The organism is Ornithinimicrobium sediminis (assembly GCF_021272345.1).
GTDB lineage: Bacteria > Actinomycetota > Actinomycetes > Actinomycetales > Dermatophilaceae > Ornithinicoccus > Ornithinicoccus sediminis_B.
Map to the genome: position 1 here is coordinate 412335 of NZ_JAJSDQ010000003.1, position 11749 is coordinate 424083.

11 protein-coding genes are annotated in these 11749 nt (G+C 71.0%); 7 read left to right on the forward strand and 4 right to left on the reverse strand.

Going from position 1 to position 11749, the window contains the following annotated elements; genetic code table 11:
* Window positions 1-128: 128 nt before the first annotated feature.
* Genes LVO85_RS09755 through mobA form a run of 7 tightly spaced genes read left to right on the forward strand, consistent with a single transcriptional unit; the run spans window position 129 to window position 8790 of the window.
* A complete protein-coding gene (locus LVO85_RS09755; protein ID WP_232747268.1) occupies window positions 129-890 on the forward strand; it encodes a helix-turn-helix transcriptional regulator in 762 nt (253 codons plus the stop codon).
* Window positions 887-4597, forward strand: coding sequence for a nitrate reductase subunit alpha (locus LVO85_RS09760; RefSeq protein ID WP_232747270.1), 3711 nt, complete (start codon window positions 887-889; stop codon window positions 4595-4597). Before LVO85_RS09755 ends, LVO85_RS09760 begins: the two co-directional genes overlap by 4 nt.
* Before the next feature lie 36 nt (window positions 4598-4633).
* Window positions 4634-6331: a nitrate reductase subunit beta gene (gene narH / locus LVO85_RS09765; RefSeq protein WP_232747272.1), complete on the forward strand. Its 1698-nt coding sequence runs from the start codon at window positions 4634-4636 to the stop codon at window positions 6329-6331.
* Window positions 6328-7104: a nitrate reductase molybdenum cofactor assembly chaperone gene (gene narJ / locus LVO85_RS09770; RefSeq protein WP_232747274.1), complete on the forward strand. Its 777-nt coding sequence runs from the start codon at window positions 6328-6330 to the stop codon at window positions 7102-7104. Before narH ends, narJ begins: the two co-directional genes overlap by 4 nt.
* Complete coding sequence (gene narI, locus LVO85_RS09775; protein ID WP_232747275.1) at window positions 7101-7847, forward strand: respiratory nitrate reductase subunit gamma; 747 nt, start codon at window positions 7101-7103, stop codon at window positions 7845-7847. Before narJ ends, narI begins: the two co-directional genes overlap by 4 nt.
* Window positions 7844-8194: a cupin domain-containing protein gene (locus tag LVO85_RS09780; RefSeq protein ID WP_232747277.1), complete on the forward strand. Its 351-nt coding sequence runs from the start codon at window positions 7844-7846 to the stop codon at window positions 8192-8194. Before narI ends, LVO85_RS09780 begins: the two co-directional genes overlap by 4 nt.
* Window positions 8158-8790 (forward strand): molybdenum cofactor guanylyltransferase, encoded by a 633-nt coding sequence (gene mobA / locus LVO85_RS09785; protein ID WP_232747278.1) that lies wholly within the window; start codon window positions 8158-8160, stop codon window positions 8788-8790. Before LVO85_RS09780 ends, mobA begins: the two co-directional genes overlap by 37 nt.
* A 137-nt stretch (window positions 8791-8927) precedes the next feature.
* On the opposite strand, the gene moaA is transcribed toward mobA, so the two are convergent.
* The 4 genes from moaA to fdhD form a co-directional block, all read right to left on the reverse strand.
* Complete coding sequence (gene moaA, locus LVO85_RS09790) at window positions 8928-9923, reverse strand: GTP 3',8-cyclase MoaA (protein ID WP_232747280.1); 996 nt, start codon at window positions 9921-9923, stop codon at window positions 8928-8930.
* Entirely contained in the window at window positions 9923-10432 is a 510-nt protein-coding gene (locus LVO85_RS09795; RefSeq protein WP_232747282.1) for a MogA/MoaB family molybdenum cofactor biosynthesis protein, read from the reverse strand. The genes moaA and LVO85_RS09795 overlap by 1 nt, the downstream gene beginning before the upstream one ends.
* A 58-nt stretch (window positions 10433-10490) precedes the next feature.
* Window positions 10491-10652 (reverse strand): SRPBCC family protein, encoded by a 162-nt coding sequence (locus LVO85_RS09800; RefSeq protein ID WP_232747284.1) that lies wholly within the window; start codon window positions 10650-10652, stop codon window positions 10491-10493.
* Window positions 10653-10853: 201 nt separating this feature from the next.
* The gene (gene fdhD / locus LVO85_RS09805) at window positions 10854-11723 is read right to left on the reverse strand and encodes a formate dehydrogenase accessory sulfurtransferase FdhD (protein WP_232747286.1); all 870 of its coding nucleotides are present in this window, start codon (window positions 11721-11723) and stop codon (window positions 10854-10856) included.
* Window positions 11724-11749: the final 26 nt, after the last annotated feature.

An 11749-nucleotide genomic window follows, 5' to 3' on the forward strand; every position in this document is an offset into this window, starting at 1 on the left:
CTAAAGGACCCCAACGCGGGAGACGCTACACCCCGGAAAGGCTGCTGCGCACCCCTTGCGGGACGTCAGGCGATGCGGTCTACTGGCGAGGACTGCGGTCCTTTAAATGGGAGTCGAGGATGACGTCGATGGCGGAGGAGAGAGGGGTCTCGTTGCTGAGCTCCCCCGTCCGGCGCCGCATCGTGGACCATCTCGCGCAGCTGCCGTGGGCCGTCGACGACGCGGTCGGGGAGGGGGCCACCCGCCGCGAGGGGATGACCGCGGCGGAGCTGGGGGAGCTGCTCGGGCTGCACACCACCACTTTGCGCTTCCACCTCGACCAGCTGGTCGCCGGTGGGCTGGTGGAGAGCGCCTTCGTCAAGGCCGACGGGGTGGGCCGGCCGCGCAAGAAGTACTTCGCCGCCGAAGGGCGCCTGGACCCGGTCGGCTCCGCCGGTCCCTACCAGGTGCTCGCCGAGCTGCTGGCCTGTGCGCTCGACCCGGCCGACCGGGTGGGGACGACCCCGGAGCAGGCCGGTATGGAGTGGGCCCGGCGCCGTGCCGGTGAGGCGGCCGCCGACCTCCCTGCGGCCACCACCCCGGGCACCTGGATCGGCAAGGTCGGCTCGCTCATCGACCTGCTCGCGGACTGGGGATACAGCCCTCAGCTGAGCAGCACCAGCGACGGCCGGGCGGTCGACGTCACCCTGCGCGACTGCCCCTTCCTCGAGCTCGCCCGCACCCACCCCGCCGTCGTCTGCGGGGTGCACCGTGGCCTGCTGCGTGGTGCCCTGCACAGCGTCGGCGAGACAGACGTCGACGTGAGCCTGCAGCCCTTCGTCGACGAGCGCACCTGCGCGGCGACGTTGTCCAGCCGTGTCCCTTTCACCCCCCGAGGAGCCACCCCATGACCGACACGACCACGTCGCGCACCGCCGGCCTCGACGGCAGGATCAGCGAGGCACTGGTGGGCACGCGCCGGTTCTTCACCCGGGGGAGAGTCTCGGACGACCAGCGTTCGATGCACCTCGAGGGCGGCCGCAGCGGGGACTCCTTCTACCGGGACCGGTGGAGCCACGACAAGGTCGTGCGGTCCACCCACGGTGTGAACTGCACCGGGTCGTGCTCCTGGAAGGTCTACGTCAAGGACGGGATCATCACCTGGGAGGCCCAGCAGACCGACTACCCCTCCACCGGCGGCGACCGGCCGGAGTACGAGCCCCGGGGATGCCCGCGCGGCGCCGCGTTCTCCTGGTACACCTACAGCCCGACGCGGGTGCGCTACCCCTACGTGCGCGGCACCCTGCTCGAGATGTTCCGTGAGGCGAAGCGGCAGTTCGGCGACCCGGTCGTGGCCTGGGCCTCGATCGTCCAGGACGAGGAGAAGGCCAGGCGCTACAAGTCCGGCCGCGGGAAGGGCGGTCTGGTCCGTGCCACGTGGGAGGAGGCCGTGGAGATGGTCGCGGCCGCCCACGTCTACACCGTCAAGCGCTGGGGCCCCGACCGGATCGCCGGCTTCTCGCCCATCCCGGCGATGTCACCGGTGAGCTATGCCTCGGGCTCCCGCTTCCACGAGCTCATCGGTGCCCCGATGCTCTCCTTCTACGACTGGTACGCCGACCTGCCCAACGCCTCGCCGCAGATGTTCGGCGACCAGACCGACGTCCCGGAGTCCGGCGACTGGTGGGACGCGGGCTACCTCATCATGTGGGGCTCCAACGTCCCGCTGACCCGCACCCCGGACGCCCACTGGATGACCGAGGCGCGCTACCGGGGCCAGAAGGTCATCGCGGTGGCGCCCGACTACGCCGAGAACGTCAAGTTCGCCGACGAGTGGGTGGCCTCCTCGCCCGGCACCGACGGCGCGCTGGCGATGGCGATGGGCCACGTCGTGCTCCGCGAGTTCTTCGCCGACCGGCAGGTGGACTTCTTCACCGAGTACAACCAGCGCTTCACCGACCTCCCCTACCTGGTCACCCTCGACCCCGTCGACGGCGACGCCGGAGGCTACACACCAGGCAAGTTCCTCACCGCCGGTGACTTCGACAACGACGAGCAGGAGTCGGAGAACGCGCTGTGGAAGCCGGCGGTGCTCGACGGCGTCACCGGTGAGGTGGTCATCCCGCAGGGCTCCATCGGGCATCGCTTCGGCGAGGAGGGGATGGGGCGCTGGAACCTCGACCTCGGGGACACCCGCCCTGTCCTGTCCCTCCACGACGACGCCGCCGGCGAGGCCGTGGAGGTCCTGCTGCCGCGCTTCGACAACGTCAACGGCGAGCAGGTGCGCGAGCGTCGCGGGGTGCCCGTCCGCCGGCTGGGGGAGCACCTGGTCACCACGGTGCTGGACCTCATGCTGGCCCAGTACGGCGTCGGCCGCCCCGGCCTCCCGGGCACCTGGCCGACCGGCTACGACGACCCCTCGGCGCCCGCGACCCCGGCGTGGGCCGCCCAGATCTGCGGTGCCCCCGCCGAGCAGATCGTCCGGATCGCCCGGGAGTGGGCGCAGAACGCGGTGGACACCCAGGGCCGCGGCATGATCCTCATGGGGGCAGGCACCAACCACTGGTACCACTCCGACCAGATCTACCGCGCCATGCTCGTGCTCACGACCATCACGGGCTGCCAGGGCCGCAACGGTGGCGGCTGGGCGCACTACGTCGGCCAGGAGAAGGTGCGCCCGATCATGGGCTTCCAGCACCTCGCCTTCGCGCTGGACTGGGTGCGCCCGCCACGGCACATGAACCAGACGGCCTACTGGTACGTCAACACCTCGCAGTACCGCTACGACACCTTCGACGCCGACGCGATCAACGGCAGCACCGGGGTGTTCGCCGGCCGGGGCACGATGGACCTGCTGGCCCAGTCGGTGCGCCTGGGGTGGACCCCGTCCTACCCGCAGTTCAACCGCAGCTCGCTGGTGGTCGCCGACGAGGCGGCGCAGGCCGGGATGACGGGTCCGGAGTATGTCGTGGAGCAGCTGAAGGCCGGCGACCTGCGGTTCGCGGTCGAGGACCCCGAGGCCGAGGAGAACCATCCCCGCATCCTGTCGCTGTGGCGGGCCAACCTCTTCGGCTCCTCGGCCAAGGGCAACGAGTACTTCCTCAAGCACCTGCTGGGCACGGACAACGCGGTCCGGGCCGCCGAGGCATCGGAGGCGCAGCGCCCGGTGGACGTGCGGTGGCCCGAGCGGGCTGCCGAGGGCAAGCTCGACCTGCTGCTCACCCTCGACTTCCGGATGACCAGCTCCACCCTCCTGTCGGACGTCGTGCTGCCGGCCGCCACCTGGTACGAGAAGCACGACATCAACACGACCGACATGCACCCCTTCGTGCACTCCTTCAACCCCGCCATCGCACCTCCGTGGCAGGCGAAGACGGACTGGGACGCGTGGAAGGCGGTGGCCAGGAGGTTCTCCGAGCTCGCCGTCGACCACCTCGGCACCCGCAAGGACGTCGTCGCCAAGCCGCTGTGGCACGACACCCCGGAGGCGATGGCCACCGTGCACGGACGGGTCCAGGACTGGAAGACCGGCGAGGTGGAGCCGGTGCCCGGCAGGACCCTGCCGGTCCTCGTGGAGGTCGAACGCGACTACACCGCCGTCTACGACAAGATGACCGCGGTCGGCCCGCTGCTGGAGAAGGTCGGCATGCTCACCAAGGGCGTGGCCTACGACGTCAAGCGCGAGGTCGACATCCTGCGCCGTCACAACGGCACGGTCCGCCAGGGGGTGGCCGCCGGCCAGCCGCGGCTGGAGAGCGACATCGACGTGGCCGAGGCGGTCATGCACCTGTCGGCGACCTGCAACGGGCACCTGTCCACCCAGGGCTTCAGGACCCTGGAGAAGCGCACCGGCACCCGGCTGCACGACCTCGCGGCCGAGCACGAGGGCAAGCAGATCACGTTCGCCGACACCCAGGCGGCACCGGTGCCGGTCATCACCTCCCCGGAGTGGTCGGGGTCGGAGAGCGGCGGCCGGCGCTACAGCCCGTTCACCATCAACATCGAGCGCAGCAAGCCCTTCCACACCCTGACGGGTCGCCAGCAGTTCTACCTCGACCACGACTGGGTCCAGGGGATGGGCGAGTCCCTGCCGACCTACCGGCCACCGCTCAACATGAGCACCCTGTTCGGGGAGACGCCGCTGGGGGAGCAGACCGAGCTGGGTGTGTCGGTGCGCTACCTGACGCCGCACAACAAGTGGTCGATCCACAGTGAGTACCAGGACAACCTGTTCATGCTCTCGCTGTCGCGCGGTGGCCAGACGATCTGGATGTCCGACCGTGACGCCGCCAAGATCGGGGTCGCCGACAACGACTGGATCGAGGCCGTCAACCGCAACGGTGTGGTCGCCTGCCGGGCGATCGTCAGCCACCGGATGCCCGAGGGCACGGTCTACATGCACCATGCGCAGGACCGGCTCATCGACGTCCCGCTCACCGAGACCGACGACAAGCGCGGCGGCATCCACAACAGCCTGACCCGCATCCTCATGAAGCCGAGCCACATCATCGGCGGCTACGCGCAGCTGGCGTACTTCTTCAACTACATCGGGCCCACGGGCAACAACCGGGACGAGGTCACCATGATCCGCAAGCGCACCGCCCCCGTCCGGTACTGACCGGCCCGACCCACGAGACCCCTAGGAGCTCCCCGCATGCGCGTCATGGCACAGATGGCGATGGTGATGAACCTCGACAAGTGCATCGGCTGCCACACCTGCTCGGTCACCTGCAAGCAGGCGTGGACCAACCGCCAGGGCACCGAGTACGTCTGGTTCAACAACGTCGAGACCCGGCCCGGGCTGGGCTACCCCCGCGGCTACGAGGACCAGGAGGAGTGGAAGGGCGGCTGGGTGCGCACCGACTCCGGCCGGCTCAGGCTCAAGGCCGGGGGCCGGCTGCAGAAGCTGTTCACCATCTTCTCCAACCCCAAGATGCCCTCCATCCAGGACTACTACGAGCCCTGGACCTACGACTACGAGACCCTGCTCAACGCCCCGGCCCAGGAGACCTTCCCGGTCGCCAAGCCCTACTCGCTGATCTCGGGCAAGCAGATGAACATCGAGTGGTCGGCCAACTGGGACGACGACCTCGGCGGCAGCCAGGAGCACGCGGCGAAGGACCCGATGCTCAAGGGCATCGAGGACAAGGTGAAGCTCGAGTTCGAGCAGACCTTCATGTTCTACCTGCCGCGCATCTGCGAGCACTGCCTCAACCCCAGCTGCGCGGCCTCGTGTCCCTCGGGCGCCATCTACAAGCGCGAGGAGGACGGGATCGTCCTGGTCGACCAGGACAGGTGCCGGGGCTGGCGCATGTGCGTCACCGGCTGCCCCTACAAGAAGGTCTACTTCAACCACAAGACCGGCAAGGCCGAGAAGTGCACCTTCTGCTACCCCCGCGTCGAGGTCGGCATCCCGACGGTGTGCGCCGAGACCTGCGTGGGCCGGCTGCGCTACATCGGGCTCATGCTCTACGACGCCGACAAGGTGCTCGAGGCCGCCGCGGTCGAGGACGACCAGGACCTCTACGAGGCCCAGCGCTCGGTCTTCCTGGACCCCCACGACCCCGAGGTGCAGCGGGAGGCCGAGCGGGCGGGCATCCCCGGCGACTGGGTCGAGGCGGCGAAGAGGTCACCGGTCTACGCGCTCATCGAGAAGTACCGGGTGGCCCTGCCGCTGCACCCGGAGTACCGCACGATGCCGATGGTCTGGTACATCCCGCCGCTGTCACCGGTGGTCGACGTGATCCAGGACACCGGCTACGACGCGGAGGACCAGGGCAACCTGTTCGCCGCCATCGACGCCCTGCGCATCCCGGTGGAGTACCTCGCCAACCTGTTCACCGCCGGCGACGTGCGCCCGGTCAACGACGTGCTGCGCCGGCTGGCGGCGATGCGCTCCTACATGCGCGACATCAACCTCGGCCGTGACCCCCAGGCGCACATCCCCGAGGCGGTCGGCATGGGCGAGGAGGAGATGTACGACATGTTCCGCCTGCTCGCGATCGCCAAGTACGACGAGCGCTACGTCATACCGACCGCGCACAGCGAGCAGGCGCACTCCCTGGAGGAGCTGGCCACCGACTGCCCCGTCAGCGGTTTCGACGACGAGCTGCTCGAGGGGTCGGGACCGTTCGGCGAGGGGTCCGGCAAGGGCGCCACGACCCCGGTCGCGGTGGAGAACTTCCGGATGCTCCAGCAGCGCCAGACCAGCGAGTCCCTCGTCTCCGGCGGGTCCAAGTCGGGGCGGGTCAACCTGCTCAACTGGGACGGCAAGGGAGTGCCGCGGGGTCTGTTCCCGGACCGCGACGAGGACCAGATGAGCGGGGCCTCCGAGGACGAGGCGCGCCGATGATGCCCTGGCGGCGTCACCGGCGCACCTCGCCCGACCTCGAGCCCGGGCAGCAGGCCGACGCCTGGCAGACGGTCTCCCTCCTGCTGGACTACCCCGACGAGCTGCTCGTCGAGCGGGTGCCCCTGCTGCGCGAGGTCGTCGGCGGGCTCCCGGAGCACGTGGGCTCGCACCTGGCGTGCTTCCTCGACCACGTGGAGGCCACCGAGCTGGGCGAGCTGCAGCGCGACTACGTCGACACCTTCGACGTGACGCGCCGGTGCTGCCTGCACCTGACCTACTTCCTGCACGGTGACACCCGCAAGCGTGGTGTCGCGCTCGTCCAGATCAAGCAGGCCTACCGGCAGGGGGGTGTGGAGCTCGCGGACGCCGACGCCGAGCTGCCCGACCACCTGTGCGTCGTGCTCGAGTACGGCGCGTCGGTGGATGCGGGCACGGCGTGGAAGCTGCTCAACGACCACCGGGTCGGCATCGAGCTGCTGCACCGGGCCCTCCAGCGGCGCAGCTCTGCGTGGCTGCCCGTGGTGGACGCGCTGCGGGCCACGCTGCCGGCGCTGCAGGGCGACGACCACGAGGCGCTCGCCCGGCTCATCGCCGAGGGGCCACCCGAGGAGACGGTCGGCATCGGCGAGGAGCTGCAGGCGCCCTACGCGATGGACCCGGCGCTGGACCACCTGCGCACCCCGCCACCGTCGGGCAGCACCTGCGACGGCTCCGCCGGCACATCGCATACGACCACCATCGGCCCGACCATCCCCGTAGGAGCCCCCCGATGAGCACCTTCCTCTGGGTGATCTTCCCGTACATCTGCCTGGCGGTCTTCGTCGTCGGGCACGTCTGGCGCTACCGCTACGACAAGTTCGGGTGGACCACCCGCAGCTCCCAGCTCTACGAGGACAAGTTGCTGCGGATCGGCAGCCCGCTGTTCCACTTCGGCATCCTCTTCGTCGCCGTCGGCCACTTCATGGGTCTGGTGGTGCCGCAGGACTGGACCGACAGCGCCGGCATGAGCCACGAGCTCTACCACATCCTCGCCCTGGCCGGAGGCATCCCCGCGGGGGTCGCCACGCTGGCCGGCCTGGCGATCCTCGTCTACCGGCGACGGACCACCGGCCCGGTCTTCCGGGCCACGACGGTCAACGACAAGGTGATGTATGCCGTGCTCGCGGTGGTCATCGTGCTCGGGATGTGGAACACGATCGCCGGCAGCCTGCTCAACCTCGGCATCGCCGGCGACCACTACAACTACCGCGACGGGGTCTCCCCGTGGTTCCGGCAGATCTTCTGGTTCCAGCCGGACGCCTCGCTGATGGAGGGCGCGCCGCTGGGCTTCCAGCTGCACGCCCTCACGGCCTTCCTGCTCTTCGCGATGTGGCCCTTCACCAGGCTCGTCCACGTCTTCAGCGCGCCGTTGGGGTACTTCACGCGCCCCTACATCGTCTACCGGTCCCGGGACGCCCGGCCGGGCGCGGGCACCGGCAGCCGCGCACAGAAGCGGGGCTGGGAGAAGGTGCAGTGACCGAGTCACCGCACAGCCCCGTCACCAGCCTTCCGGATGTCGTCGACCGCCTGGTCGAGGAGGCGCGCACGGCCGACCACGGCCTGCGCGTCGAGGCGGTCGTCGACCAGCACCTGCAGCACGCCGTGGTGTTCGCCCTGCGCGCGGGGAGCGAGCTCCCCGAGCACGAGCCACCGCCGGCGGCCTGCCTCCAGGTGCTCCGCGGGGAGGTGGTGCTGGTTGCAGGGGAAGAGCGCCACCCCCTCGCGGTGGGGGACCTGCGGGTCATCCCACGGACGAGGCACAAGGTCGAGGCGGTGACCGACGCGGCGTGCCTGCTGACCGTGACGGTCGACGCGGCCGGCTGACCGTGGTGGCACAGCCGGTGCCCTACGACGTCGTGGTCCTCGCGGGAGGGCGGGGCGAGCGGCTGGGCGGGGTCGACAAGGCCCAGGTGCAGGTGGGCGGTGTGTCCCTGCTCGACCGTGCGCTGTCGGCGACGGCGGGTGCCCGGCAGCGGGTCGTCGTGGCTCCGGAGCGCGCCGGCGTCGACGGTGTCGTGTGGACGCTCGAGGAGCCGGCCGGGGGAGGCCCGGTGGCGGGCGTCGTGGCGGGTCTGGCGGGGCTCGGCGAGGCGCCGGCACCGTGGGTGCTGGTGCTGGCTGTGGACCAGCCGGGGCTGGAGGCCGTGGTGCCCCGGGTGCTGGAGGTGGCCGGGTCGGCGGGTCCTGACGTCGACGCGGTGTGCCCCCGGGACGCCGAGGGCATGGAGCAGTGGCTGCTCGCGGCCTACCGCACCAGCGCGCTGCAGCAGGCGGTCGCCGAGGTCGGCACCGGGCACGGGGTGTCCGTGCGACGGACGGTCTCCGGTCTGCGCACCGCAGACGTGCCGGAGGTGCGTGACCACCTCGGTGACGTCGACACCCCGGCCGACCTGCGCCGCTGGCGCGAGAGCCTCGGCTGACGTCGCTGCGGGCGAGCCGTCCCCACCGGGCGGTGGCCCTGGGTGGCTCGCGTGCAGGCTTCTGCACGCTCCGGGGTCGATGACCCTTCACGCCAGGTCACGCGCAGGCCTGGCCTGTGGTGCAGAAGGTCGGGCCCTCAGCCGCCGATGGCGCTCATGTTGCGCGGCGGCTGCAGGAAGCCGGGCTCGTTGATGCCGTGACCGGGCAGCTTGGCGCCGATGCTGGCACGAAAGAGCGCCGCGAGCTCGTCGTCGCCGGCGCCGTCCCGCAGGGGGGTGCGCAGGTCGGTCTCCGCGGCGGCGAAGAGGCAGTTGCGCAGCTGGCCGTCGGCCGTGAGCCGCACCCGGTCGCAGGTGCCGCAGAACGGCGACGACACCGAGGCGATGACCCCCACGGTCGCCGGGCCGCCGTCGACCAGGAAGAGCTCGGCCGGCGCGCTGCCCCGCTGCGGCACCGGCTCCAGGTGGTATGCCGTGCGCAGGCGGTCTAGCACCTCCTGCCCGGTCACCATCGACTCGCGGTGCCAGGTGTGCCCGGCGTCCAGCGGCATCTGCTCGATGAAGCGCAGCTCGTAGCCGTGCTCCAGGGCGAAGGCCAGCAGCTGCGGGGCCTCGACGTCGTTGACGTCGCGCAGCAGCACGGTGTTGAGCTTGACCGGTGCCAGGCCCGCGTCGGCGGCGGCACGGATGCCCTCCAGCGTGTCGTCGAGCCGGTCGCGCCGGGCCATCCGGACGAACGTGTCCCGGTCCAGGGTGTCGAGGCTGATGTTGACCCGCGCCATGCCGGCCTCGACCAGCGGCACCGCCATCATGTCCAGGCCGAGGGCGTTCGTGGTCATCGAGACCTCGACCGGCCCGTCGACCCCCTGCATCGAGGAGATGCCGGCGACGACCTCGACGAGGTCGCGGCGCAGCAGTGGCTCGCCGCCGGTGAGCCGCACCTCGACGATCCCGAGCGAGACGGCGACCTCGGTCAGACGCAGCAGCTCGTCGGTGCTCAGCAGCGTCGGCTTGGCCAGCCACGGCACGCCCTGCTCTGGCATGCAGTAGGTGCAGCGCAGGGAGCACCGGTCGGTCAGCGAGATCCGCAGGTCCCGGTGCACCCGGCCGAAACGGTCGACGAGCGGGTCCATCAGTGGTCCCAGCCGACGATCTGCTCCAGGATGTGCGGCAGGAGCGGGACGAGGCGCTCCATCCCCTGCTCGACCCCTCGTGTGCTGCCCGGGAGGTTGACCACGAGGGTGCCCGTGCGGACCGGGTCGGCGTGGTCGACCACCCCGACGACACCGCGTGAGAGGCAGGCCAGGGGGGTGTAGCCCGACCCGTGCCGGCGCAGCTCCTCGGCCACCCCGTGCATCTCGCGGGTGACGACGTCGAGGGTGCCCTCCGGGGTGAAGTCGCGCGGGGAGACCCCGGTGCCGCCGGTCGTCACGACCAGGCGGGCGCCGTCAGCGATCGCGGCGTGCAAGGCGTCCCGCACGCTCTCCCGGCCGTCCGGGACGACCACCGGCGCGTCCACGGCATACCCCGCCTCGCGCAGCAGGGTGGCGAGCAACGTGCCCGAGCGGTCTGCCCGGGCACCGGTGCTGCTGCGGTCCGAGATGGTCAGGACCACAGCGGGGACGGCGTCGGTGGAGGTCATCACCTCCAGCCTACGTGCGTGCGCGGCCACCGACCTGACGGGAGGGGCGGCGGCCGCCTCAGGGAGGTTCGAGGAGGGCCTTCAGCCGGGCGAGGTCCCTGGTCGTCACCCGGCGCATCGCCTGCTCCGTCACCGGTGCCCACACCCTGGCGAACCCGCTGGGGGCGCCTGTGCTGCGCAGCGTCATACGGGTGCGTCCCAGGAAGCGCGCGACGAACATGGCCCGGGACCCCCTGCACGCAGCGGTGGGTCCGTCTCCCATCGCACCGAGGTGATGGTGGCGTACCGGCGCGGCGCGTTGCCCCGGGTCGCCCGCGAAAGGGCCACGTCGGACACCGGCCGCTCGACCACGGTCTCCACCCGGACGTCCACCATCCGCCGGTCATGTCAGCAGCCGGCTGACCGCGGACGCGTGCGCACCTCAGCCAGTGTCCTCGGGCGAGGTGGTGGTGACCCGGTCGGGGTGGGCGTAGAGGTTGAGTGACGTGCCGCGCACGAACCCGGCCAGCGTCATCCCGACGTCCTCGGCCATCTCGATCGCCAGCGAGCTGGGGGCGGACACGGCGGAGACGACGGGGATGCCGGCGAGGAAGGCCTTCTGCACGAGCTCGAAGGACACGCGGCCGCTGAGCTGCAGGACGTGTCCCTGCAGCGGCAGCATCCCCGCCTGAAGGGCGTGGCCGACCACCTTGTCGACGGCGTTGTGCCGTCCGACGTCCTCCCTGACGACGACCGGGCTGCCGTCAGCGGTGAAGAGCCCGGCGGCGTGCAGCCCGCCGGTCCGCTCGAACGTCACCTGCGCCTCGCGGAGCCGGTCGGGCAGGCTGAGCAGCGTGGTCGCCCCCACCCTGACGTCGTCCCCGTGCAGGTCGTAGGCCGCTCGGACCGCCAGCTCCTCGATGCTCGTCTTGCCGCACACCCCGCAGGCGCTGGTGGTCGCGAACGAGCGGGCCATGCCGGCTGCGATGGGGTCGGGCACGTGCGGCGCGAGCTGCACCTCGATGACGTTGTAGGTGTTGACCGACCTGCCGGAGTCGTCCTCGACCACCGACCCGGCGCAGTAGCGTGCCGACACCACGTCCTCGCGCGCGGCGATGATGCCCTCGGCGTGCAGGAAGCCGTGCACCCACTCGACGTCGTGCCCGGGGGTGCGCATCGTGACGGTGAGCGGCACCGGCCCGATGCGCAGCTCCAACGGCTCCTCGACCACCACGGTGTCCGGGCGGACGCGGGTGACTGCTGTCGCGGTGTCGATGCGCGTCGTGCGGTGCCGCGAGGTGACCCGTCCCATGCAGTGATTGTCCCTCAGCGGGACAG

Excerpts from the sequence above, each read along its gene's own strand:
- moaA (WP_232747280.1), bottom strand. The coding sequence starts at position 9,923 with ATGGACCCGCTCGTCGACCGTTTCGGCCGGGTGCACCGGGACCTGCGG.
- LVO85_RS09760 (WP_232747270.1), top strand. The coding sequence starts at position 887 with ATGACCGACACGACCACGTCGCGCACCGCCGGCCTCGACGGCAGGATC.
- LVO85_RS09795 (WP_232747282.1), bottom strand. The coding sequence starts at position 10,432 with ATGACCTCCACCGACGCCGTCCCCGCTGTGGTCCTGACCATCTCGGAC.
- narH (WP_232747272.1), top strand. The coding sequence starts at position 4,634 with ATGCGCGTCATGGCACAGATGGCGATGGTGATGAACCTCGACAAGTGC.
- narJ (WP_232747274.1), top strand. The coding sequence starts at position 6,328 with ATGATGCCCTGGCGGCGTCACCGGCGCACCTCGCCCGACCTCGAGCCC.
- LVO85_RS09800 (WP_232747284.1), bottom strand. The coding sequence starts at position 10,652 with ATGTTCGTCGCGCGCTTCCTGGGACGCACCCGTATGACGCTGCGCAGC.
- fdhD (WP_232747286.1), bottom strand. The coding sequence starts at position 11,723 with ATGGGACGGGTCACCTCGCGGCACCGCACGACGCGCATCGACACCGCG.
- narI (WP_232747275.1), top strand. The coding sequence starts at position 7,101 with ATGAGCACCTTCCTCTGGGTGATCTTCCCGTACATCTGCCTGGCGGTC.
- LVO85_RS09755 (WP_232747268.1), top strand. The coding sequence starts at position 129 with ATGGCGGAGGAGAGAGGGGTCTCGTTGCTGAGCTCCCCCGTCCGGCGC.